Raw genomic sequence first — 24918 nt, 5'->3', positions numbered from 1 at the left:
GAGGAATTTTTTGTGAAGAAGTTTAAACGTATTTTTTTAGTGGTCATGGACTCGGTCGGTATCGGTGAAGCACCGGATGCTGAACAGTTCGGTGACAAAGGGGCGGATACGCTCGGACATATCGCTCGTGAACATAACGGATTGCACATGCCGAACATGGGGAAACTCGGACTCGCGAACATTAAACCGATTCAAGGAATCGACGTGTCGGAGACGCCGAGCGCGTATGGTCGTATGGAAGAAATTTCGGCTGGTAAAGACACGATGACAGGGCACTGGGAAATCATGGGTCTTCATATCGAGACGCCGTTCCGTGTCTTTGAAGAGTTCCCGGACGATTTGATTCATCGTCTAGAAGAGTTCAGTGGTCGAAAAATCATCGGAAATAAGCCGGCATCAGGTACGGCCATCTTGGATGAACTCGGTGAAGAACATGTCGAGACGGGCGCATTGATTGTCTATACATCAGCGGATTCAGTCCTTCAAATCGCAGCACACGAAGAGATTGTGCCGATTGATGAATTGTATCGCATCTGCGAATACGCACGTGAAATCACACGTGAAGACCCGTACATGCTCGGACGAATCATTGCTCGCCCGTTCCTTGGGACACCAGGAGCATGGGTACGTACGGCGAACCGTCACGACTACGCACTGAAACCATTCGGCAAGACCGTCATGAACACGCTCGAGGAAGCTGGGAAAGACGTCATCGCATTAGGGAAGATCAGCGACATATACGATGGTGAAGGCGTGACAAAAGCGGTCCGCACGAAATCGAACATGGACGGCATGGACAAATTGGTCGAGTCGCTCGAGGAAGATTTCGAAGGACTCTGCTTCTTGAATTTAGTTGACTTCGACGCATTATTCGGTCATCGCCGTGACCCGGAAGGCTATGCGGTCGCGCTTGAAGAGTACGACGCTCGCCTACCGGAAGTGATGGAGCGTCTTCGTGAAGATGACCTACTCATCATCACGGCTGACCACGGAAATGATCCTGTTCATGCTGGGACAGACCACACGCGTGAATACGTTCCGCTCATCGTTCATCACAAGGGAGCGAAGGCAGTCGATTTGGGTATTCGCGGAACATTCGCGGACATCGGGGCGACCGTCGCTGACAACTTTGACGTCGCGGCACCATCACACGGAAAGAGTTTCTTAAACGAAATTTGAGGAGGCAATATTCATGGTAAATTGGAACGAAACAAAAGCGTTTTTGCAGGAGCGTATGGGCGGTACACCAGAAATCGGACTCATTCTAGGTTCGGGACTTGGAGTCCTCGCGGACGAGATTGAGAACCCGGTAGCGATTCCTTATGAGGAGATTCCACACTTCCCGGTATCGACTGTCGAAGGACATGCGGGTCAACTCGTGTTCGGTGAGCTCGAAGGGAAACGAGTCGTCGCCATGCAAGGACGGTTCCACTTCTATGAAGGATACTCGATGGAACAAGTGACGTTCCCTGTACGTGTCCTTAAATTGATCGGTGTCGAGACTCTCATCGTCACAAACGCGGCAGGAGCGTGTAACGAGTCATTCAACCCAGGCGACTTGATGATCATCACAGATCATATCAACTTCTTCGGTACGAGCCCGCTCATCGGTAAGAACGCGAGTGAATTCGGAACACGTTTCCCTGACATGTCAGAAGCGTACGATAAAGAGCTCGTGAAATTGACCGAACGCGTCGCGTCAGACCTTGGACTTTCTGTACAGAAAGGGGTTTACTTCGGAAACACAGGTCCTACCTACGAAACACCGGCTGAAGTCAAAATGGCCCGTCTTCTTGGGGGAGACGTCGTCGGGATGTCGACCGTTCCAGAAGTCATCGTCGCGCGTCATTCGGATATGCGTGTCCTCGGGATTTCGTGTGTCTCAAACATGGCGGCTGGGATTTTAGATCAACCACTCAACCATGAAGAAGTCATCGAAACGACAGAGCGCGTTCGTCAAGACTTCCTCTCTCTCGTACGTGGCACGATTAAAAGCATGTAAGTAACTTAATTTAGGAGGACGACAGTTATGCGTATGGTCGATTTGATTTTAAAGAAACGTAACGGTGGAGAATTGAACGAAGAGGAGATTCGCTTCGTTGTCGAAGGTTTCACGAACGAATCAATCCCTGACTATCAAATGTCGGCCTTATCGATGGCCATCTACTTCAACGGGATGACTGAAAACGAGACGGCTGCCTTGACGATGGAAATGGTAAAGTCGGGAGATACAATCGATCTTTCCAACATCGAAGGGAAAAAAGTCGACAAGCACTCAACGGGCGGCGTCGGGGACAAGATCAGCTTGATCGTGGCACCACTCGTCGCGTCGATCGGCATCCCCGTCGCGAAGATGAGTGGTCGCGGTCTCGGTCACACAGGTGGTACGATCGATAAGCTCGAATCATTCCCAGGGTTCAACGTAGAATTGACGGAAGAGCAGTTCACGAAACAAGTAAACGATATCAAAATGTCGATCATCGGGCAGACAGGGAACTTGACGCCTGCGGATAAGCGCTTGTACGCGCTCCGCGACGTCACGGCTACGGTCGAATCGATCCCGCTCATCGCAAGTTCAATCATGTCGAAGAAGATTGCAGCTGGAGCGGACAGTATCGTTCTTGACGTCAAGACAGGTTCTGGCGCGTTCATGAAATCGTTTGATGATGCGAAAGCCCTCGCGGAAGAGATGGTCGCAATCGGGAAGAACGTCGGTCGTAAGACGGTCGCTGTCATCACAGACATGGACCAACCGCTCGGCTTTGAAATCGGAAACGCGAACGAAGTAAAAGAAGCAATTGAAGTTCTTTCAGGTAAAGAAGTCGAAGATTTGAAAACAATCGCGCTCACGATTGCAGGTCATATGGCTGTCCTTGGTGATTTCTATCCAACGTTTGACGAAGCATATGCAGACCTTGAAAAACGAATTGCTGACGGTCACGCCCTCGAGGTGTTCCGTAAGTTCGTCGAAGCGCAAGGTGGCGACGCATCACTCGTCGATGACGTGACGAAATTACCACAAGCTTCATACGAGACGACATTCGTCGCAAAAGAAGCAGGTTATGTTGAGTCGATCATCGCAGACGAAGTCGGTGTCGCAGCGATGCTTCTCGGTGCAGGGCGCGCGACAAAAGAAGACAAGATCGACTTCGCGGCGGGCATTACGCTCGAGAAGAAAGTTGGCGACCGTGTCGAGGCGGGCGATGTGATTGCTGTGCTCCGCTCGAACATGGAAGACATGTCTTCGGCTGTCGAACGTTTAGACCATGCGTATACGATCGGTGCAACGAAACCAGAGGCACGTCCACTCGTTCACGCAGTGATTCAATAAGGCAGAACGTCTGTTTCCACAAAAAAGTGGAGACAGACGTGTTTTTTTGATAAGATGGGTAATGTGAGTGTCAAACAACAGGATACATATTATGAAAAAGGGGTTGCTTGAAACATGAAAAAAGGTTCTATGAAACTTGAAAATGGCGAAATGATTGAATTTGATTTATTCCACAACGAGGCACCGATCACGGTCGAAAACTTCGAAAAACTTGCGAACAGCGGGTTCTACAACGGATTAACATTCCACCGTGTCATTCCTGGATTCGTCAGCCAAGGCGGTTGCCCGGATGGTACTGGAATGGGTGGCGCTGGTTATACGATTCCATGTGAGACATCGACTTCATTCCCACACAAACACGAAGCGGGATCACTCTCGATGGCACACGCAGGACGTAACACAGGGTCTTCACAGTTCTTCATCGTCCATGAGCCACAACCGCATTTGGATGGCGTCCATACAGTTTTCGGTAAAGTGACATCTGGTCTTGAACATGCCGTCAAACTTCGTCAAGGAACGAAGATGGCAGAAGTGAAGGTTTGGGACGAGAATTGATTTTTGCCTGAAGGGTATGGCACAATGAACCATGTCTCTCACGTCTTCACATCGTGAAACTTGAATGACTAAAGGTGGTGAACCCAGCGATGCTGGTCAAATATAAACGTTCTTATGAAAAGACGGCGATGGGTCTACTCGCATTCTCATGCAGTGACAAATCACCGCTAAGCTTGCTTGAACTCGTCCGATCGTATGACGAGGAGGAATCGAAGTTCCTCTATTTGTGGAAAGTCGGTGAAGACTTCGTTGGTATCATTGGTATGGAGCAACAAGGGACGAGAATGGTCATCGACCATATCGCCTTGTCGCCATCATTCCGTGGCGAGAAACGTTCTTACGAGCTTCTAGACGAGGTGAGAAACGTCCTTCCACTTGATTTGACGCTAACCGGTACAGGCAAGACGGGCGATTTATTGGATAAATGGAATCAATTAGTCGTCTGACGATAAAAACCCCCCGTAATCACGATTGTGACTACGGGGGTTTTACATATTGCATGGAGTAAATCACAAACCCTTTAAATGAGGTGGATTCATGAATCGAGTAACAATCGATGAACTGATCAATCGATTGGAGCAAGTGCTCAGGCAAGAACGAACGCGAGAAGAAATCTCTGATTGGGCACAACAGTGGATGGAACAGTATGAAAATATAGATGGATTTGATTGGACAGCTTCTGACGAGGTGGTTTGGTCCTGCTTACAAACGATAGTTGGCATGGATTTACTTGAAACCCCTTCTGAATATTTACATGATCGGAGCGATCTCGAGAGTTGGGTGATGGCGTTTAAGAAGTTAAAAAATCATCATTGATCATGAAAAGGAGACTTCTTAAATCTTGACGTCAACTTCTTGCACGTTGCCTTTTTAAAAGTGCCAGCTCTCGTTCCGTGATGACCTCACTCCGATCACGGTGAAGATGCTTATGAACGAGTTCCTCGAACGACAGGTCCGTTGCAGGAAACGTCGATTTCAATGATTCGACCGTGTCACGAACATTCTGTTGTAATGGGAGCTTCGCGCGAAGCGGCCATTCATCAAGTTGCGCGACGAAGGAGTCGACGTCAAGACCGAGTTCATTTAAATAAGGGGAAGCGATGTCGATCTTTTGGCGTAAGAGTCGCAAGCTCTTTTTCGCGCCGATGAGATTGTCTCGTCGTAAATGATAGTGGATGACGGCGTATTGGATGAGTGCCGCATAGCCGTGATGACGACGTCCGTTTGCCTGCCACGCCTCTTCTAATACCTCATGACATTCGAAATAATCGGCATGACATTCAAAAAGCAACGTATAATGAATAAAAGGGGTCATGAATCAATTTTCTCCTTTCGTGTCCACGGTGTTATAAAACATGTTATACTAAAGCGCAAAAATGTAAAATGGCAGGTGTCTCTATGGAAGCCTATAACGTTAAAATTGATACGTTCGAAGGTCCACTCGACCTGTTGCTCCATTTGATTGGAAAAATGGAGATTGATATCGTCGACATTTCCGTGGCAGAAGTCACTGACCAGTATGTCGGCTATATTCGCACGATGCAAAAATTTGAACTCGATGTGGCCAGTGAATACTTGGTCATGGCGGCGACGCTGCTCCAATTGAAGAGCAAACAATTGTTACCGCCAGTTTCGGTCGAGGATGAAGAGGTTCCAGACTTCAGTGAGGAACCGACGCGTGAAGGTCTCATTCGTCAATTGATTGAATACAAAGCATATAAAGAAGCGGTCGTCTTCATGCGTGAACAAGAAGAACACCGGCTTGAATTGTATACGCGACCGGGTGAAGATTTGACGACTTATATGTCTGAAGAGGTGTCTAAGTATGACGGACCACTCAACTTCTCGGATCTTCTCCACGCCTATTCGAAGATGATTGAACGGAAACGTTGGAAAGAACGACGCAAAAAGACGATCAAGCGGGAAGAGCGTACGCTTGAAGAGCAGATGACGCGTCTTCATGAACACGTATCGTCGACGAGACAAACATCGTTTTTCGCCTTTTTTGTTGAGCGACCGAACGTCTCGGATCTCGTCGTGACGTTTATGGCGCTTCTTGAGCTGATCAAGCTACGGATCGTCGTAACAAAACAACTCGACCAAGATATTCAAATCTCATTCATTGAAGCGTCAAAGAAAGGGGATGAAGCGGTTGCTGTCTTATGAGACGATTATTGAAGGATTGCTGTTCGTCGTCGGTGATGAAGGGATGGAAGTACGCGCGCTCGCCGAGACGCTCGATATCTCAGAAGCTGCGGCACGAGAACAGCTCAGTAAGCTGGAGGCATCGTTCAAGTCATCGAACCGACCGTTTCAGCTCATGGAATCGGCAGGTGTCTACAAACTCGTGACCGTTCCGGACGTCTCCCCGTACATTCAGAAATATGTCGGGACGATGGCAGAGCAGGCGCTCTCACGTGCAGCGATGGAGACGCTTGTTATCATCGCCTACAAACAGCCGGTCACACGAGCGGATATCGAAGAGATTCGCGGGGTCAAAGTCGAACGGGTCATCCATACGTTGTTATCAAAAGGATTGATCGAATCGGCTGGCCGCGCGAAGACGATTGGTCGTGCCAAGCTGTATCGTACGACAGAGCACTTCCTCGACCATTTCGGGTTCAACTCGCTCGAAGAATTGCCACCATTAACATTTGAGGATGAACTGACAGACGAAGGCGATTTGTTCTTCGGTCAAGAATCACCGAAGCAAGAAGAAAGATTGGAGAAGGATTAATCATATGGAACGTTTGCAAAAAGTAATCGCACAAGCGGGGGTCGCCTCGCGTCGGAAAGCGGAAGAAATGATATTGGATGGTCGCGTCCGCGTGAACGGAAAAGTCGTCCGTGAACTCGGGACGAAAGTTGGACCGAAGTCAGAGATTGAAGTCGATGGCGTCAAAATCGAACAAGAAGAGCACGTCTACTATTTGCTTTATAAACCGAGTGGCTACGTATCGACGGTCGATGACGACAAAGGACGTAAAGTCATCACAGACCTCGTCCCACCAGGAGCACGGGTATTCCCGGTCGGTCGTCTTGACTACAACACGACGGGTCTCATCATCTTGACGAACGATGGTGAGTTCTCGAACATGATGACACACCCGAAATATAAAATTCAAAAGCGCTATGTGGCAAAAGTGAAGAACATCCCATCTTACTTGGCCATCAAACAGCTTGAGTCTGGTGTCGAACTCGATGACGGATTCAAAACGGGAAGTGCGAAAGTGAAGATGAAATCTGTAGACCAGAAGAAGAACACAGCCATCCTCGAAATCGTCATCTCGGAAGGTCACAATCGTCAAATCCGTCGGATGGTGGAAGCCATTGGTTCAGAGGTCATCAAACTGAAGCGTGAACAGTTCGGTTTCTTGACGCTCGACGGTCTCAATACCGGCGACTGGCGTGAACTTTCACATAAAGAAATCAGTAAGCTTCGGGAACTTGCGAACCCTACCGTTCCACCGAAACCACGAGGCAAAAAGAAGAAAAAATAACAACAAAAAATCGTCCTGAAATAGGATGATTTTTTTGATTGTGTAAATTGTGTGACAAAAAAATGAAAAAAGTCTGTTAATGTGCGTTTTTAATGTTTTTTCAGTACAATAGCAACTGAAGGATGGTGTGAAAACGATGACAAAAGATCAACAAAAAAACGACCGGATGGAACAAGCGGTCGCAAAAAAGAAAAAGAGGTCATTTTGGCGGATGATGATCATGACGGTCGTTCTCTTCGCGGGAGCGGTTACGATCATGCAAACATTCGACCAAGCGGGTAACGATGGACGCATCGAGGCGGGCGACGAGGCACCGAACTTCAAGCTCGTCACACTCGACGGTTCGACCTTGTATGAGCGAGACAACTATGAAGGGAAAGGGATGCTCTTGAACTTCTGGGGTACGTTCTGTGAACCGTGTAAGAAAGAGATGCCGGTCGTACAAGAAAACTATGCGACACTTCAAGACATGGGTGTCGATTTTTGGGCCGTGAACGTCGGAGAGACACCGCTTCGTGTCGATAATTTCATCAACGACCTTGGTGTCGGGCTCGACTATCCGATTTTGATGGATACCCAGAGCGAAGTCGAGGGAGCGTATGGCATTTATAACCTACCCGTCACATTCGTCATCGATGGTGAAGGGAACGTAATTGAAAAGTATGAAGGTGAACTCACGAAAGAGAAATTGATGGAGCTAGCCGAGAAGTCATTGTAAGCGAACGGGGGACGCACAGATGCTAGATATGAAATACGAAGGCGCTGATTTGCGGTCGAAGCGTCGTCCGAAATCGATCATTGACCGTGTGTGGAACTTCTTTGCATCGGTCAAAGTGGGGTTGTGGTTAATTGCATTGATTATTGTCGGTTCGGCAATCGGAACAATCTTTCCTCAAGAGATGTACATCCCACAACAATTACCGCCTGAGCAATATTATATGGAGGAGTATGGAACACCGGGTTCTATTTATTACGCCCTCGGATTCCATAACCTATACACATCGTGGTGGTACATCGGTCTAATTGTCATGTTGACGCTCTCACTCGTCGTCGTGTCGATTGACCGTGGGGTTCCGCTCTATAAGGCGCTTAAAAAACAACCGGTCAGACGGACAGAACGTTTTATGAAGGGGCAACGTCTCTTCGGACAAGGTGATGGGACGGAGGCTCAAATTGACGAGATCGCAGTCGCACTTAAAAAGAAACGATATACCGTCAAACGGGACGGCGATGCTCTGTTAGCAGAGAAACACCGGTTTGGTCGTTGGGGTCCGTACGTCAACCACCTCGGACTTGTCATCTTCTTCCTAGGGGCGATGCTGCGAGTGTTCCCTGCATTCCATACGGATACGCTCGAATGGGTGCGTGAAGGCGAAACGGTGTCGCTAGAGGCGACTGACGGCGAGTACTACTTACGGAACGACCAGTTCATTCTTGAATTGTACGACCCTGAGAACAATGAAGAGGACGCGAAGTTTGCGGCCGCCATTGAAAAAGCAGGAGCCGTTCCGAAAAATTATGAGACAGAGTTGACGTTATTCAAAAAGACGGGAACGAACGAGGACGGATCGCCGCAACTCGAACAAGTCGATGTCGGTTCGACGAAAGTCAACCACCCGTTTAAGTTCGATAAATTTGAAGTGTATCAGGAACAATATTCAAGTCGTCCAGAGTTCTTGTCGATGTCGTTCATGTTGGCAGATAAAGAAACCGGCGACGAATATGGTCCGTTCAAAGTTGATTTGGAGAATCCGGAGAAGTCTTATGAGCTCGATGGGGTCACCGTCACATTGAAAGATTTGTATCCAGACTTTGAAGTGAAAGATGGGCAACCGAATACGAAATCTCCACGTGCACTGAATCCTGCCTTCTTCTTCAACGTTGAATCACCTGAAGGAGAAACGGAGTCGAATTTGATCGGCATTCGTCTGAATGTTGCTGATGAAGAGAACCGCTACGATATCCAGTTTGCAGGTACAGAGATGGCGAGCACGAGTGGGTTACGTGTGAAGAGTGACTCCACCTATCCGATTTTGATTGTCGGTGCTACGATCTTTATGATCGGTATTGCGATGGGCATGTACTGGCCACACCGTCGTGTTTGGATCCGTCGTCATGAAGAAGGGGTGCTTGTCGCCGGTTTTACGAATAAAAACCCGTCCTCGCTCCGTCGTGAAGTGTCGCCGCTATTAGAACAAAGTGGTTTACCGATGTGGGAAGACCAGGCGAGATTCACAGAGAAGTCGGAGAACGAGTTAACAGATGAAAGAGGGGAATCTTGATGGAATGGATTGAATGGAGCAGCCGAATGCTGTTTATCGCGTTCTTCCTTTACGCAATCTCGACGGTTCTCTTTACGATTGCCGTCAGCGGTATGCGTAAAGATCGAAACGTCAACCGTGTTGCCTATGGGAAATACGCCTTTATCTTGGCAATCATCGGCTTTGTCGCTCAAATGACATATTTCTTTATGCGCTGGGCAGCTGTCGGCTATGCGCCGGTGTCAAACTTGTACGAATATACGACGTTCTTCGGTATGATGATGGTACTTGGGTTCCTCGTCGTATATGGAATTTATAAAAATGATGTACTCGGCTTGTTCGCAATGCCGGTGGCGTTACTCGTCATCGCCTTCGCCTCAATGTTCTCAAGTGAGGTCGCACCGCTCATCCCGGCACTCAACAGTGTATGGTTGAAAATTCACGTTACGACGGCTGCGCTCGGACAAGGGATTTTGGCCATTAGTTTTGCATCGGGCCTCATTTTCTTATTGAACGAAACATCGATGAAAGAACAGTCTAAGTCACGGACGTGGCTCGAAGTGACGATGTTTGTCCTCATGTGCACGCTCGGCTTCATCATCGTCTCGATGTTATTCAAGGGGATCGGTGCCGGAGGTGTCGTCGAGTTCACGAACGATCGCGGTCAAGCGGAGACGTATGAATATTTCATGCCGATCTTGTTCGTCCCAGAAGGGGCACAACTCTTATCTGGCGCGAGTGGCTTGTCACTCGAACTCCCGAACTGGATCAATACACTCAAGTTGAACACGCTCATCTGGTCGGTCATCGGCGGAATTGTAATCTATGTGTTGCTCCGCTTTGTCATCTTGCGTAAACGCGTCGCTGAAGCGCTCCAACCCCTTGCGAAAAAAGTCGATCTCGACCTTGCTGATGAAATCAGCTATCGCTCGGTCGCGATTGGATTACCGGTCTTTATCCTTGGTGGTCTGATCTTTGCGATGATTTGGGCACAGATTGCCTGGAACCGTTTCTGGGGATGGGACCCGAAAGAAGTTTGGGCTCTCATCACGATGCTGATTTATATTTACTACTTGCATATGCGCATTCAGCGTGGCTGGACAGGGACGAAAGCGGCCTGGTTATGTGTTGGTGGATTTGCTGTCATCATGTTCAACCTCGTCTTCGTCAACCTGGTCATTGCCGGTCTGCATTCATATGCCTGACGTAAAAGAAGTCACAATTGTGACTTCTTTTTCATTTGGTCCATCAAATCATCGTTGTGAAGCGAAATAATAGAGTGGTATAGTTATGGCAGAGAGTGGAATGTTCACAATTGTGCAACATTCGCTACAACTCGTAATGGGTCTTAGGAGGGTTTTAGGTATGGCTGAGAAAACGAAGATTTTAGTAGTCGACGACGAGGAGAGAATTCGCCGACTTTTGAAAATGTACTTAGAACGTGAACAGTATGAGATTGAAGAAGCGGTCAATGGTGAAGAGGCGCTTGCGCTTGCCCTTGATAACGAATACGACGTGATTTTGCTTGATTTGATGATGCCAAAGATGGATGGGGTTGAAGTATGTACAGAACTCCGGAAGACGAAAGCGACTCCGGTCATCATGCTTACGGCGAAAGGCGAAGAAATCGATCGTGTCCAAGGATTTGAAGTCGGAGCGGATGATTATATCGTCAAGCCGTTCAGTCCGCGTGAAGTCGTGCTCCGCGTCAAAGCATTGCTTCGCCGCTCTGGTTCGACGAAGTTCATGCACACGAGTGAGAAGTCGAAGGATTTGATCGTCTTCCCACATCTGACAATCGATAATGATGCACACCGCGTCACGGTGGACGGCGAGGAAATCGCCCTCACACCAAAAGAATATGAGTTATTGTTCTTCCTCGCAAAACAGGTGGATAAAGTCTTTTCACGAGAGCAGTTGTTAAAAGAAGTATGGAACTACGAATTTTTCGGAGACCTTCGGACCGTCGATACGCATGTGAAACGTCTTCGTGAGAAATTGAATCGTGTCTCACCGGACGCGGCGCATATGATCACGACCGTATGGGGTGTCGGGTACAAGTTCGAAGCTGCCAGTGAATGATGATTCGTCGAAACAGCATCGTCACGAAACTGTGGCTGACGATTCTCGTTTTGGTCAGTGTCATCTTATTCATCGTCTCGGTGTTGATGCTTGAATTTTTTAATTCCTTTCATATCGACCAGGAACGAGGCCATCTTGCCAAGCTCGGTGGACAGGTCCAATCGGTTTTGTTGAATGAAGGTGACACGTCCCAGACGATTGATCAAATCATCGAAGTGTACGGGGCTAACTATATCTTAGAGAACGGGACGACCCGATCGAATTTTGGAAATCAAGTGGATGGCTTGATGGTAGAACTTGAACGACAGGATTGGGAAACTTATCAGGCGGTCGGTGAGACGGCCATCGGGAATTTCTCATCTTTTGACGACCAGGCCGCGCTAGCGTATCGGACGACCTTCTCCTTATCGACAGGACAGTATACGCTCTACCTGCTCGAACCGCTCGATGCGATCTCGAGTGCGAACGCGGGAGCACGGACCATCATTCTTTGGACCGTCGCTTCGGCCATCATCGTCACGACCGTCTTCGCTTTCTTCTTGTCGACACGAATCACGGCACCGCTCCGAGCGATGCGGGATGCAGTCAATAAGACGGGAGAGGGGCAATTTGATTTACGTTTGGAGACGAAGACACGGGATGAGATTGGCGAACTCGCTGCTTCTTTCAACGCAATGAGCAGTCAGCTTTCGAAATATGTGAATGCCCTTGACCGGGAACGGCTGCAACTTGCGTCGATTCTTCGTTCGATGGCAGACGGTGTCATCACACTCGATCGTCATGCAAACGTGATTGTCACGAACCCGCAAGCGAGTCCATTACTTCAAGATGGGCAACCACATGAAGTCGTATTGTCTCTTTATGAGGAAGTGATGGAGGGGACGTCTGAAAAGACGATCGAAGTGAAACAGGATGAGCGGTACTATACACTGACAGTCACACCACTCGTCGGAGAAGACGATTTCGAGGGTGCTGTCGTTGTTATCCGGGATACGTCAGAAAGTCATCGACTCGATAAGATGCGGACCGATTTTGTGACGAACATTAGCCATGAACTCCGGACACCGCTCGTGACGCTTCAAGGGTATTCAGAGGCAATCATCGATGGCATCACTGAGAGTGACGAGGCGACGAAAGAGTTCGCCTCTATCATCTACGATGAATCGCTCCGCTTGGCAAGACTCGTCAATGATTTGTTGGATTTGGCACGCATCGAATCGGGTAAAGAGACGATGCATTTCACTTCGTTTGATATCGGTGATTTCTTGCCCCGAGTCATGCGAAAGTTCAATCAGATGGCATCTGAAAAAGAGATTCGTTTACAGACCGACGCCCCGCACCGTCTCATCGAGGCGGATGGCGATCGTCTCGAGCAAGTGTTCACCAACTTGATTGGCAATGCTATCGCGCATACCGATTCTGGAGAAATTCGGATTGAGGCCACAGAAGAGACGGACGGGCTACGGATTCAGTTGACGGATACAGGTCACGGAATTCCAAAAGAGGATTTGCCGTTCGTTTTCGAGCGATTCTATAAAGCCGATAAAGCCCGGACCAGTGGTTCGAAGACAGGGACAGGCATCGGACTCGCGATCGTGAAGAATGTGGTCGATGCCCATCACGGAAAAGTGAGCGTATCGAGTACACTCGGGGTCGGAACCACCTTCGAGATTTACTTACCATTTGAACAACCACACAACTCGTAATGGTGACTCGCTTGAGTCACCATTTGTGGCATTTTAAGGGGGGAGTCGAATGAAACGTTATACACGAACGGGCGACAAGGGTGAAACATCATTAATCGGTAGTCGTGTCGAGAAATCCCATCCTCAGATTGAAGCGATGGGTCATCTCGATGAGTTGAATAGTCAGATTGGACTCGCCATCGCGCATCAAGAGGATGAGACGCTCCGAATACAGCTGACGAAGATTCAGCACGACTTGTTCGACCTCGGATCGGAGCTGATGTATGCTGAGGCACCGCCAAAAATGGTCGATTTGTCGATCGTGACGGAACTAGAACGATGGATGGATGAGTGGGAGGAGTCCTGTCCGGAACTTGTGCGCTTCATCCTTCCTGGCGGCAGCGTTGCCGCAGCTAGCTTACATGTGGCTCGTACCGTTTGTCGACGGGTCGAGCGTGACTTAGCGGCTCTCGGAGTCGCCGACCGGCAATTGCCTTACTTTAACCGCTTGAGTGATTATTTATTTACGGTTGCCCGTTACGCGAACGTCGTGGCAGGGGTGCCGGATCAAGAATATGCGCGCGGCGCTGCCGTGTTTCAACCAAAACGAAAAAAGGAGTGATCGGCAGATGAAAGGTATCGTTCAGTTCCAACATCAATTGCACTACTCGGTCTATCCGACCAAGAAATTTAAAACGACGACTTGTCTCGTGTCATTCGCCGCTCCATTATCGGCGGAGACGGTCGCAGATCGGGCATTGCTCCCGTTCATCATGGAGAAATCGACGGCGACGTATCCGTCCATTGAGTTATTTCACACACCGCTAGAGGAGTTGTATGACACAAACTTATATGCTGGTGCATCTAAGATCGGAAAGGAGCACGTCATCCAATTCCAACTCGAAGTCGTCAACGATCATCTTGTCGGAGAAGACGTATTGAGTCAGGCAATCGAGTTACTCGAAGACGTTCTCCTCCGTCCGAACGCATACGATGGGGCGTTTCAGCCACTCATCGTCGAGCAGGAACGTCGATTGCAACGTCAGCGTATCGAATCGGTCTATGATGACAAAATGCGTTTCGCCCAACAGCGTCTACAAGAAATGCTCGGAGGAGAACTTGCGATTCCGTCACTCGGTACGCTTGAGCAACTCGACCATGTCACACCAAAATCATTGTATGCGGCATATCAATCGATGATTCAACATGACCGTGTGGACATCTATGTTGTCGGGGATGTCAATCGTGAGCAAGTCGAACAGGCTTTCAATCCATTGGAATCCCTTGGGACACGTCGACCACGCCTGTTACCAGAAGCGAGTCGAGGAGAGTTCAAGCGTTTGGAAGAACACCAATACATTAAACAAAGCAAGCTCCATCTCGCTTATTCACTCAATGTCGACCCAAGAACGGAGGCGGCGATTCGTATGCAAGTCGTGAATGGACTGTTCGGTGGATTCCCTCACTCGAAACTGTTCATGAACGTGCGTGAAAAAGAGAGCCTGGCGTACTATGCCGCCTCACAATATAGTTCCCTCAGTCGGAAGTTGTTCGTCTATGCCGGCATCGATGCGTCGAACCAGCAAAAAACCGAACAGATCATCGAAGAGCAATTGAACGCTTTACAAGCGGGCGAGTTTGAGGATGAGACGTTGCAACAGACGAAAGAGTTGTTGTTCCATCAACGTCGACAACTTGGAGACAGTCCACGTCAATTGATTGCTTGGATGAGTGGAGCAGACGTTCGTCCGTTCTCGTTAGAAGAAGAGATGGCAATCATTGAAAACACGACACGAGATCATGTCGTCGCGCTTGCGAAAGAAATGGAACTCGAAGCGGTTTATTGCTTGAAAGGAGGAGAAGCATGAAATTAGACTTTCCTAACGTCGGAGAGACGTTACATCATCACGTTCTCGACAATGGCCTCTCCGTTTACTTGTTGAAAAAGACTGGATATGAAAAAACATTCGCGACGTTCACGACTAAATATGGATCGATTGATCGACGCTTCAAACTAGAAGACTGGATCGAGGTTCCCGATGGTATCGCACATTTCTTAGAACATAAGATGTTCGAGAAAGAAGATGGTGACGTCTTCCAACAATTCGGTCGTCAAGGAGCGTCAGCGAACGCTTTCACTTCCTTCACACGGACGGCTTATTTGTTCGGTGCCACGTCCAAGATCTCGGAAAACGTACAGACGCTGCTCGATTTCGTCCAGACCCCTTATTTCACGAAAGAGTCGGTCGAGAAAGAGAAAGGAATCATTGGTCAAGAAATTCAAATGTACCAAGACAATCCGGGGTGGCGTTTGTATTTTGGTTTAATTGAGGCGATGTACGAGACACATCCCGTCAAGATTGATATCGCAGGTACGATCGAATCGATTTCAAAGATCACGGCGGAAGACTTGTACACCTGTCATCAAGCGTTCTATCATCCGAGCAACATGGCATTGTTCGTCGTCGGGAATATCGAACCGGATGAGATGCTTGCCTTGATTCGAGATAATCAAGCAGCTAAATCTTTTGAAACGCCACGATTGAGTGCTCGCGAGACAGTAGATGAGCCGACCACGGTTCGTCTGTCAGAACGGGTCATCGAGATGGACGTCTCTGTACCGAAAGTCATGATTGGGTATAAGGACATACCGCAAGCTGGGGAAGCGGGTCTGAAGCAAGAATTGACAGTAGAACTACTCATGCATGCGCTCTTCGACACGACAGCACCTCTTTATACAGAACTTTATGCTGAAGGATTGATTGACGATGCCTTCTCGTTTGACTATACGTCAGAGGAGACGTTCGCTTTTGCCGCCTTGTCGATGGAGACGTCGGAAGTGGACGCGTTTGTCAGCCGTGTGACGGAGGCGTTAGAACGTCCACTTCAGTTGAGTCAAGAGACGCTCGACCGGAAGAAACGCATGATGCAAGGACAGTTCTTGAAAGCATTGAACTCACCTGAGTTCATCGCCAATCAGTTCTCCCGTTATGCGCTCAATGATGGGAACTTGTTTGAAATCCCGACTTTGATTGATGCCATCACGCTCGATGAACTATACGAAGCATACGAGCGCTTGTTCCGCCGTGAACAACGAACGGTGTGCGTCGTCAAAAAACCATGAAGACATTGATTGTTGGAGCGAGCGGTGCCATCGGACGTGCCGTCTCGCTCGCTTTTCGTGAAGATGAACTAATTTTGCATGCGAACGATGGTCGTGAAAGACTTCGTCATTTGATTGATGATGAAAATCTATCGGCAACACTGCGCCCTTGTGACCTAACGGACCGTGAAGCTGTTGAGTCATGGGTACAGGATATGCCGGATGTCGATCGAATGGTATACGTGGCCGGACATGCGCTCCATGGTCTCGTCGTCGACCAGTCAATGGACGAGCTCGACCGGCTATATGATGTACATGTTCGAGCGATGATCCGACTCATCCAGTCCGTCGTAGCAAGGAAGCCTTACAATCATCATCTGGATATCGTGATCGTCTCGAGTGTATGGGGAGAGGTCGGTGCGGCGGCTGAGGTGTTTTATTCAACCGTCAAAGCGGCACAGCTCGGCTTCGTCAAAGCGTTCGCTCGAGAAGCCGGCCCGTTCAATGTTCGAATCAATGCGGTGACACCGGGGTGGATTGATACGCCAATGAATGATACGGTAGAAGAGTCGAAACAATCCGTGCTCGATGACATTCCACTAGGACGTCTCGGTGCGGCAAAGGACGTGGCCAACACGATCCGTTTCTTGTGTTCACCGGACGCCTCGTATATAACGGGCACGGTGTTACGCATCGACGGCGGTTGGCAATGATCCAATCCATGTAAATAAACCTGTTCTTTTCAATTCTTCTAAAATAATTTAAAATAGGCAAGGTAGCGAACTCGCTCGAAAGGATGGTTGGGGATGGAACATAAATTCGAAGAGTGGTATCTCGAATATGAATTGTGTCAGAATCGACCGGGTATCCTGGGAGACATCGCGTCTCTCATGGGGATGCTTCAAATCTCCATCGTCACCATCAATGGGGTCGATTTGCAGCGACGGGGGATGTTGCTCAAAGCACCAGCCGCCGATCATGTGCATCGACTCGAGCATATTTTAAAGCGGATGGAAGCCATTGCCGTCATCAAGTTGCGTCGTCCGAAGTTACGAGACCGGATTGCAATCCGTCACGGTCGTTATATCGACCATGATAGTGATGACAAAAAAACGTTTCGCTTCGTCCGTGAAGATTTGGGCATTCTCGTCGATTTCGTTGCGGAACTGATGAAGGAAGAACGCCATTTGTTAATCGGTGTTCGTGGAAATCCACGCGTCGGAAAGACGGAGTCCATCGTAGCAGCTAGTGTGTGTGCGAACAAACGATGGTTGTTTCTTTCCTCGACACTGATGAAACAGACCGTTCGGACCTCATTATTTGAAGAGGAACGGGAAGGCGATCACGTATACATAATTGATGGTGCCGTCTCTACCCGAACGATGGATGAACGACATCGCCAGCTCATTCGTGAAGTCATGCGGTTGCCGGCCGTGAAAGTCATCGAACACCCTGACCTGTACGTCCGAAACACCGATTGCGTGTATGAAGACTTTGATTATATTATTGAATTGAGAAACAATCCGGATGAGACGATCATCATCCCACAAGAAACGCATCGTGAGTCAGAATGGTTTGAATAATTATGTGAATGGAAGGTGTGGACCCCTGTGACAGAACTAGGGACTTTTTTGAAACAAAAGCGTGAGGAGAGCGGATTGACGCTCGACCAAATCCAGCAGACGACGAAGATTCAAAAGCGCTATATCATCGCAATCGAGGAAGGTGATTACAAAAATCTCCCTGGCTCTTTTTATGCACGGGCGTTCATTAAGACGTATGCGGAGTCGCTCGGCCTTGATGTGGATGAATTATACGAGACATATGCAAAAGATTTACCGGTCATCGAGGCACAGCCGTCTGTTCAACTCTCTCGGAAGAAAACGTATTCGAAGGCTTCCGAGTCGACAAGTCGGGTCTCGAGATGGGTTCCGAAAGTTCTCCTCGTTCTCACGGTCTTCTTGCTCATCACCGCGATTTATTTCGCAGTGAGAAGCATCGACTTCGGTGGTCAGGATGCAAGTCCTGCCGAACCGCCAAGTTCTGGTGTCACAGTCGACCAGAATGAGGATGTCCCGGCTGATGAACCGGTCGAGGAGGAACCGACTGAAGAGGAGCCGACCGAAGAAGAACCGCCAGCGGAATCTGGTCCGATTGCGGTGAAGGAGTCGAATGGGGCAGATATCACTTATGAACTCGCGACGAACGAGAAACTGTCGACCGAGATTTATGTGAAGGAGTCACCTGCCTCTTACGTGGGTGTTCGTGATACGTCGTTAGAAGGAGCCTTTCTCGCACCGGAGTATCCGAACCAGTCGAAACAGAATCCGATTGTCATTGAAGATGCCGAGACGGACACATTGCGTATTCGAATCGGACTCATCGCAGGCGTTGAGAAAATCGTCGTCAACGGTCGTGAGCTCGAGCTTCAAGAGTCTCCGGTCACACAAAATATTTTTGTAAAGAGAGTCGACGCCGAATAAGTCGACTCTCCTTCTAAGAGGAGGCGTTCTATATGAACCTACCTAACCGATTGACGATGCTACGCGTGGTCTTGATTCCCGTATTCGTCGTCTTACTCGCTGTTGATTTTGATTGGGGAAACATCACTTTTTTAGGCGCTGATATCCCGATGCACCAATTTATCGCTGGTGTGATTTTTACGATTGCGGCCATTACAGACTGGTTAGACGGACATTTGGCTCGTAAGCATAACTTAGTCACGAACTTTGGTAAATTTATGGACCCGCTCGCAGATAAACTGCTCGTCACGGCGGCCCTTGTGTTGCTCGTTGAGATGGATCTCGTCGCGGCGTGGGTCGTCGTCGTGATTCTATCACGTGAATTTGCGGTTACAGGCTTACGTCTCGTCGCTGCCGATGAAGGGATTGTCGTCGCGGCCGGGAAATCTGGAAAAGCGAAGACGTGGGTGCAGCTCTTTGCCATCATCTTCTTACTGTTCGGTAACCCGATCTTTAGCTATGTCGGGATCCCGTTTGGCGAATGGGCGATGTGGTTGGCGCTCGTACTTACAATTTACTCAGGTGCCGAATATTTCGCACAAAACTATAAGATTATTGTGAAGTCGATGTAAGTCGACAGAGACGAGTTGGTTGATCTAGCTCGTCTTTTTTTTGAAGTTGAGGAGGAAATGAGATGAAACGAGCCGAAATCATTGCGGTAGGAAGCGAGTTGCTCTTAGGGGAAATCGTTAATACGAATGCGAGTTACATATCAGAACAACTGTCGAAGTACGGTGTGCCGGTCTTGTATCATCAAGTTGTCGGGGATAACGCGGTACGAATGCGAGAGACGTTTGAAATCGCCCGTCGTCGTTCCGACTTTGTCATCGTCACGGGTGGACTCGGTCCGACGGCGGATGATGTCACAAAGGCGGTCCTTTCCGACTTACTCGAACGTCCGATTGTGCGAGATGAGGAAGCGTATGAGACGATTCAACGTTTCCTCGTGTCACGAAATCGATTGATGAACGATGGGGACGCTCGCCAAGCCGACGTGCTCAGCGGAGCAGACGTATTACCAAATCCGGTCGGGCTTGCCCCGGGCATGTGGATTGCCGGAGATACGACGTGGTTGCTTTTACCGGGTGTGCCACGTGAGATGAAAGCATTGGTCGAGGCGACGTTTCCTAAGAAACTATCAGGAGCGACGCTCGTCTCAGAATCATTACGGTTTTATGAGATTGGAGAATCCGCTCTCGATGATGCCGTGAAGGACTTATTGGATGGTTCGAATCCGACCGTTGCCCCCTACGCCGAGACGGGAGAGGCAAGACTTCGGATCAGTGCCCGTGCGACGGACGAGGTGACCGCGCGTCAGATGATTGAAAAAGTGAAGACTGAAATCCTGAAACGGGTCGGTTCGTACTACTTTGGCTCTGACGATGAGACGATTGCATCACACCTTGTCCAAACATTGTCTAGATTGAATCGAACATTCGCTGTTGCTGAGTCGTTGACCGGCGGTGAGGTACAATCGATGGTTACATCAACACCTGGCGCTTCAGTCGTCTTTCTAGGTGGAGTCGTGACCTATTCGGATGAGCTAAAAAATAGGTATTTAGGGGTCTCGCTTGATACAATTGAACAGCACTCAGTCGTCTCAAAAGAAGTTGCCTATGAGATGGTGGACGGATTGTCAAAGACCACCCATGCCGACTACGCCCTCTCTTTCACGGGAGAGGCAGGACCGACATCGAATTCGGGTCGTCCGATCGGTACGGTCTATATCGGAGTGAAGACACCAAACGGAATAGAAGTCATCGAGCGGACGTATCCCCATCAAGAACGGAATATCATCCGCATGCGAGCCGCGAAGGACGGATTATGGGCCCTCATTCAACGAATCAAAAAAGGCGAATAAATGTTCGTAAAAAACTTGTGTATCGTACAGTGTTCACGTATAATAAGAGTATCAATTAAAGGAGGCTCATTTATCTATGAGTGATCGTAAACAAGCGTTAGAAATGGCATTGCGCCAGATTGAAAAACAATTCGGTAAAGGCTCAATCATGCGCCTTGGTGAAAATACAGACCAACAAGTATCGGTCATCCCTTCAGGGTCAATCGCCCTCGACGTCGCGCTCGGTGCGGGTGGATATCCACGCGGTCGTGTCATCGAAGTATACGGACCAGAATCTTCAGGTAAGACGACGGTTGCCCTTCATGCGATTGCAGAAGTCCAAAAGCGTGGCGGTCAAGCAGCATTCGTTGATGCCGAGCACGCACTCGATCCGAAGTATGCTAAAAATCTTGGGGTCAACATCGATGAGTTGCTCCTTTCACAGCCGGATACTGGGGAGCAAGCGCTCGAAATCGCTGAAGCGCTCGTTCGCTCGGGAGCAGTTGATATCCTCGTCGTCGACTCGGTTGCGGCACTCGTACCGAAAGCCGAAATCGAAGGGGAAATGGGAGACTCGCACGTCGGTCTTCAAGCTCGTTTGATGTCTCAAGCACTTCGTAAGTTGTCTGGTGCGACGAACAAGTCGAAAACGATTGTCATCTTCATCAACCAAATCCGTGAGAAGATTGGGATCATGTTCGGTAACCCGGAAACGACTCCAGGGGGCCGTGCCTTGAAATTCTACTCTTCTGTACGTCTTGAAGTTCGTCGTGCGGAGACGCTCAAACAAGGTCAAGATATGGTCGGGAACCGTACGAAGATCAAGATTGTAAAAAACAAGATTGCACCTCCGTTCAAAACAGCGGAAGTTGATATTATGTATGGTGAGGGGATCTCGCGTGAAGGGGAACTCATCGATATCGGTGCAGACCTCGACATCGTTCAAAAGAGCGGAGCTTGGTACTCGTTCAATGAAGAACGTCTTGGTCAAGGCCGTGAAAACGCCAAGCAATACATGAAAGAAAATCCAGCAATCGCAGCTGAGGTCGAACAACAGATTCGAGATCACTACGGATTGAATGGAGAAAAAACGGTCACGGTCGAAGGCGAAGACGACGAAGTCCTCTCACTTCTCGATGACGAATAAGCACATCGTCTCACTCGAATTCTTTCGAGTGAGATTTTTTTAGTATAATTTTTTAGGCAATTGGTAGTTCTATCCTGTCCGTGCATTGCATTCTCCCTATTAAATAAGTACAATAAAGTTATGCGCGGGCTTGCCCGTGTATCTCACTTATTAAAAAAATAAAATAACCTTGCGAAAGGGAGGTGAACATGATGGAATGGCTATACTGGCTTATTCTGATCCTCCTTTTGCCGATAGCTTTTGTTGCAGGTTTTTTTGTGCGTAAATCGATCGCCGAAGCGAAGATTCAAGGTGCCGAGACGGAAGCGACTAAGATTGTAGAGCAAGCAAAACAACAATCGGAAGCGATGCAAAAAGAAGCACGGCTTGAAGTAAAAGAAGAGATGATTCAACTTCGTAATGAGACGGAACAAGAATTGCGTGAACGTCGCGAAGAACAGAAAGTGAAAGAGAATCGCCTCGTTCAAAAAGAAGAGCTTCTTGACCGCAAAGCAGACATGCTCGAGCGGAAAGAGGACTCGCTAGATGAACAGGAACGAGGACTCGAAAAACGCAAGCGTGAAGCAGAAATGCTCGAAAGCAAAGTGGAGGAGTTATACGAAGAGGCACGCCGAGAACTTGTACGCGTGGCATCCCTCTCGAAAGATGAAGCACGTACCATCATCATGGACGAAGCGAAGCAGGAAGCGCTTCACGATGCTGCTCTCCTTCAAAAAGAAATCGAGCAAAAAGCAAAACAAGAAGCGGATAAAAAAGCGAAACACCTCTTATCTCTCACGATGCAACGATATGCAGCTGAACATGTCGCCGAGACGACGGTATCCGTTGTCAACTTACCTAGTGATGAGATGAAGGGTCGTATCATCGGGCGCGAAGGACGTAACATCCGGACGCTCGAAACGTTGACTGGGATTGACCTCATCATCGATGACACACCAGAAGCCGTCATCTTGTCAGGGTTCGACCCGGTTCGTCGTGAAATCGCGAAGATGACGCTTGAAAAACTCGTTCAAGACGGTCGGATTCATCCGGCTCGAATTGAAGAAATGGTAGAGAAGTCTCGCCGTGAAGTGGATGAACGCATTCGTGAATACGGCGAGGAAGCTACGTTTGAAGCCGGCATTCACGGACTCCATCCAGACCTTGTCAAGACGCTCGGTCGCATGCGTTATCGTACGAGTTATGGTCAGAACGTCTTGTCTCACTCGGTTGAGGTGGCACACCTTGCCGGGATGATGGCAGCTGAACTTGGTGAAGACGTCACGCTCGCCAAACGGGCAGGACTCTTACACGATATCGGGAAAGCGATCGACCATGAAGTCGAAGGTAGTCACGTTGAAATCGGTGTAGAACTTGCGACGAAATACAAAGAACATCCGGTCGTCATCAATTCGATCGCTTCCCACCACGGGGACGTCGAGGCGACATCGACGATTGCTGTACTTGTGGCAGCGGCTGATGCCTTGTCAGCAGCGCGTCCTGGAGCTCGTCAAGAGACGCTTGAAAGCTACATCCGTCGTCTTGAGCGACTCGAATCAATCTGTGAGTCGTTCGAAGGTGTCGAGAAATCGTATGCGATTCAAGCAGGACGTGAAGTTCGAATTATCGTTCGCCCTGATGTCGTTGACGATGTCGTCGCCGGTAAGATGGCACGCGATATTTGTAAGCGAATCGAGGATGAACTCGATTATCCTGGACAAATCAAAGTGACGGTCATTCGTGAAACACGTTCCGTCGATTATGCGAAGTAAACGAAGCGGAGAATTTCTCCGCTTTTTCTGTTTGAGGGAGGACTTTATATGAAAATTTTATTTATCGGTGATGTGGTCGGGAAACCCGGTCGTGATATATTGACTAAACAAATCGGACGCTTGAAAGACAAATATAACCCGACGTTCATGCTCGTCAACGGTGAGAACGCGGCAAACGGTCGTGGTCTCACGAAAAAGATTTACCAACAATTTTTAGAGCTCGGCTTTCATGGGGTGACGATGGGAAACCACACGTGGGACAATCGTGATATCTTTGAGTGGATCGACGACGCCGACCGCATCGTCCGTCCGGCCAACTATCCGGACGGGACACCTGGTGTCGGCATGATGAAATTGAAACAAAACGGGAAGAAACTGGCCGTGATTAACGTCATGGGAAATGTCTTCTTGCCGTCTCTTGACTGTCCGTTCCGTACCGTCGACCGTCTTGTCGAGGAAGTACGGGATGAGGTCGATGCGATCTTTGTGGATGTCCATGCTGAGGCGACAAGCGAGAAGATCGCCATGGGCTATCATCTCGACGGTCGCGCTCAAGCCGTAGTCGGGACGCATACGCACGTACAGACGGCAGATGAACGTGTCTTGCCGAACGGAACAGCGTACATCACCGACGTCGGGATGACCGGTCCACTTGACGGGGTAATCGGCATGGATGCATCCGTTGTTTTAAAAAAATTTATGACACAACTCCCAGTTCGGTTTGAAGTTGCCGAGGGACGGGAACAACTTAATGGAGTTTTCATTACAATCGATGATCAGACGAAACGAGCGACAAAAATCGAACGAATACACCTAGATGATCAGACCGTCTGGTTTGATTGAACAACCTACCCGAGGGGGAAACAAGAATGGACGTACTCAAAGTTTCGGCAAAATCGAACCCTAACTCCGTTGCGGGTGCTTTAGCGGGTGTGCTACGTGAAAAAGGAACGTGTGAGATACAGGCGATCGGGGCAGGTGCACTGAATCAGTCCATCAAAGCCGTCGCGATTGCCCGAGGCTTCGTCGCGCCTAGCGGTCTCGATTTGATTTGCATTCCGGCCTTTACCGATATTATGATTGACGGAGAGGAACGTACTGCCATCAAGCTCATCATTGAGCCACGATGAGCGGTCGGGAC

Annotated in this window: 27 protein-coding genes; 26 read left to right on the top strand and 1 reads right to left on the bottom strand. The window is 48.9% G+C overall.

All coding sequences use genetic code 11. The features are described from left to right. The first annotated feature begins 12 nt into the window (after window positions 1-12). The 6 genes from deoB to KNO68_RS05135 all read left to right on the top strand — a co-directional run bounded on the left by deoB (window position 13) and on the right by KNO68_RS05135 (window position 4702). A complete protein-coding gene (deoB, locus tag KNO68_RS05160; protein WP_215112178.1) occupies window positions 13-1179 on the top strand; it encodes a phosphopentomutase in 1167 nt (388 codons plus the stop codon). Window positions 1180-1192: 13 nt separating this feature from the next. Continuing rightward, complete coding sequence (locus KNO68_RS05155; RefSeq protein ID WP_215112177.1) at window positions 1193-2002, top strand: purine-nucleoside phosphorylase; 810 nt, start codon at window positions 1193-1195, stop codon at window positions 2000-2002. 27 nt (window positions 2003-2029) lie between these two features. Next, entirely contained in the window at window positions 2030-3331 is a 1302-nt protein-coding gene (locus KNO68_RS05150; protein WP_215112176.1) for a pyrimidine-nucleoside phosphorylase, read from the top strand. Window positions 3332-3445: 114 nt separating this feature from the next. Then, window positions 3446-3886, top strand: a complete 441-nt coding sequence (locus KNO68_RS05145; protein ID WP_074033238.1) for a peptidylprolyl isomerase — start codon at window positions 3446-3448, stop codon at window positions 3884-3886. 89 nt (window positions 3887-3975) lie between these two features. Further along, window positions 3976-4332: a GCN5 family acetyltransferase gene (locus tag KNO68_RS05140; protein ID WP_215112175.1), complete on the top strand. Its 357-nt coding sequence runs from the start codon at window positions 3976-3978 to the stop codon at window positions 4330-4332. A gap of 91 nt (window positions 4333-4423) precedes the next feature. Beyond that, entirely contained in the window at window positions 4424-4702 is a 279-nt protein-coding gene (locus KNO68_RS05135) for a hypothetical protein (RefSeq protein ID WP_215112174.1), read from the top strand. A gap of 31 nt (window positions 4703-4733) precedes the next feature. Here the strand turns inward: KNO68_RS05135 and KNO68_RS05130 are convergent, their stop codons facing one another. Beyond that, complete coding sequence (locus tag KNO68_RS05130) at window positions 4734-5201, bottom strand: DUF309 domain-containing protein (RefSeq protein WP_215112173.1); 468 nt, start codon at window positions 5199-5201, stop codon at window positions 4734-4736. A gap of 83 nt (window positions 5202-5284) precedes the next feature. On the opposite strand from KNO68_RS05130, the gene KNO68_RS05125 reads away from it, so the two are divergent. From KNO68_RS05125 to KNO68_RS05030, 20 genes are all read left to right on the top strand, one after another. Further along, window positions 5285-6052: a segregation/condensation protein A gene (locus KNO68_RS05125; protein WP_215112386.1), complete on the top strand. Its 768-nt coding sequence runs from the start codon at window positions 5285-5287 to the stop codon at window positions 6050-6052. Continuing rightward, on the top strand, window positions 6030-6623 hold the full coding sequence (gene scpB / locus KNO68_RS05120; protein WP_041917904.1) for an SMC-Scp complex subunit ScpB: 594 nt from the start codon (window positions 6030-6032) through the stop codon (window positions 6621-6623). The genes KNO68_RS05125 and scpB overlap by 23 nt, the downstream gene beginning before the upstream one ends. Window positions 6624-6627: 4 nt before the next feature. After that, a complete protein-coding gene (locus tag KNO68_RS05115; protein ID WP_012726494.1) occupies window positions 6628-7386 on the top strand; it encodes a pseudouridine synthase in 759 nt (252 codons plus the stop codon). A 136-nt stretch (window positions 7387-7522) separates the two neighbouring features. Beyond that, window positions 7523-8104 (top strand): thiol-disulfide oxidoreductase ResA, encoded by a 582-nt coding sequence (gene resA / locus KNO68_RS05110; protein WP_214730584.1) that lies wholly within the window; start codon window positions 7523-7525, stop codon window positions 8102-8104. A 19-nt stretch (window positions 8105-8123) separates the two neighbouring features. After that, window positions 8124-9668, top strand: a complete 1545-nt coding sequence (resB, locus tag KNO68_RS05105; protein WP_215112172.1) for a cytochrome c biogenesis protein ResB — start codon at window positions 8124-8126, stop codon at window positions 9666-9668. Further along, window positions 9668-10852, top strand: a complete 1185-nt coding sequence (ccsB, locus tag KNO68_RS05100; RefSeq protein WP_215112171.1) for a c-type cytochrome biogenesis protein CcsB — start codon at window positions 9668-9670, stop codon at window positions 10850-10852. The genes resB and ccsB overlap by 1 nt, the downstream gene beginning before the upstream one ends. Window positions 10853-11012: 160 nt before the next feature. After that, window positions 11013-11729: a response regulator transcription factor gene (locus tag KNO68_RS05095; RefSeq protein WP_214733573.1), complete on the top strand. Its 717-nt coding sequence runs from the start codon at window positions 11013-11015 to the stop codon at window positions 11727-11729. Further along, complete coding sequence (locus tag KNO68_RS05090) at window positions 11726-13435, top strand: HAMP domain-containing sensor histidine kinase (protein ID WP_215112170.1); 1710 nt, start codon at window positions 11726-11728, stop codon at window positions 13433-13435. Before KNO68_RS05095 ends, KNO68_RS05090 begins: the two co-directional genes overlap by 4 nt. A 49-nt stretch (window positions 13436-13484) precedes the next feature. Further along, the gene (locus tag KNO68_RS05085) at window positions 13485-14036 is read left to right on the top strand and encodes a cob(I)yrinic acid a,c-diamide adenosyltransferase (RefSeq protein ID WP_214684091.1); all 552 of its coding nucleotides are present in this window, start codon (window positions 13485-13487) and stop codon (window positions 14034-14036) included. Between the two features lie 7 nt (window positions 14037-14043). Next, window positions 14044-15282: an EF-P 5-aminopentanol modification-associated protein YfmF gene (gene yfmF / locus KNO68_RS05080; protein WP_215112169.1), complete on the top strand. Its 1239-nt coding sequence runs from the start codon at window positions 14044-14046 to the stop codon at window positions 15280-15282. After that, window positions 15279-16538 carry an EF-P 5-aminopentanol modification-associated protein YfmH gene (yfmH, locus tag KNO68_RS05075; protein ID WP_078147048.1) on the top strand — a complete coding sequence of 420 codons (1260 nt, stop codon included), beginning with the start codon at window positions 15279-15281 and terminating at the stop codon, window positions 16536-16538. Before yfmF ends, yfmH begins: the two co-directional genes overlap by 4 nt. Continuing rightward, on the top strand, window positions 16535-17230 hold the full coding sequence (gene ymfI, locus KNO68_RS05070; RefSeq protein ID WP_078147047.1) for an elongation factor P 5-aminopentanone reductase: 696 nt from the start codon (window positions 16535-16537) through the stop codon (window positions 17228-17230). Before yfmH ends, ymfI begins: the two co-directional genes overlap by 4 nt. A gap of 93 nt (window positions 17231-17323) precedes the next feature. Next, window positions 17324-18100 carry a YmfK family protein gene (locus KNO68_RS05065; protein WP_012726484.1) on the top strand — a complete coding sequence of 259 codons (777 nt, stop codon included), beginning with the start codon at window positions 17324-17326 and terminating at the stop codon, window positions 18098-18100. Window positions 18101-18127: 27 nt separating this feature from the next. Next, window positions 18128-19000 carry a helix-turn-helix domain-containing protein gene (locus tag KNO68_RS05060; RefSeq protein WP_078147046.1) on the top strand — a complete coding sequence of 291 codons (873 nt, stop codon included), beginning with the start codon at window positions 18128-18130 and terminating at the stop codon, window positions 18998-19000. A 32-nt stretch (window positions 19001-19032) separates the two neighbouring features. After that, window positions 19033-19611, top strand: a complete 579-nt coding sequence (pgsA, locus tag KNO68_RS05055; RefSeq protein ID WP_215112168.1) for a CDP-diacylglycerol--glycerol-3-phosphate 3-phosphatidyltransferase — start codon at window positions 19033-19035, stop codon at window positions 19609-19611. A 62-nt stretch (window positions 19612-19673) separates the two neighbouring features. Next, window positions 19674-20900: a competence/damage-inducible protein A gene (locus tag KNO68_RS05050; RefSeq protein ID WP_215112167.1), complete on the top strand. Its 1227-nt coding sequence runs from the start codon at window positions 19674-19676 to the stop codon at window positions 20898-20900. Window positions 20901-20976: 76 nt separating this feature from the next. Beyond that, on the top strand, window positions 20977-22026 hold the full coding sequence (gene recA, locus KNO68_RS05045; protein WP_012726480.1) for a recombinase RecA: 1050 nt from the start codon (window positions 20977-20979) through the stop codon (window positions 22024-22026). A 188-nt stretch (window positions 22027-22214) separates the two neighbouring features. Further along, the gene (gene rny / locus KNO68_RS05040) at window positions 22215-23777 is read left to right on the top strand and encodes a ribonuclease Y (protein ID WP_035387855.1); all 1563 of its coding nucleotides are present in this window, start codon (window positions 22215-22217) and stop codon (window positions 23775-23777) included. Window positions 23778-23825: 48 nt separating this feature from the next. After that, window positions 23826-24620, top strand: coding sequence for a TIGR00282 family metallophosphoesterase (locus KNO68_RS05035; protein ID WP_215112166.1), 795 nt, complete (start codon window positions 23826-23828; stop codon window positions 24618-24620). Window positions 24621-24646: 26 nt separating this feature from the next. Further along, window positions 24647-24907 (top strand): stage V sporulation protein S, encoded by a 261-nt coding sequence (locus KNO68_RS05030; protein WP_012726477.1) that lies wholly within the window; start codon window positions 24647-24649, stop codon window positions 24905-24907. Window positions 24908-24918 lie beyond the last annotated feature (11 nt).

This window comes from Exiguobacterium sp. s75 (assembly GCF_018617145.1).
GTDB lineage: Bacteria > Bacillota > Bacilli > Exiguobacteriales > Exiguobacteriaceae > Exiguobacterium > Exiguobacterium profundum.
The sequence above is the reverse complement of the archived record's forward strand: the minus strand, read 5'-3'. Positions and strand labels throughout refer to the sequence as shown.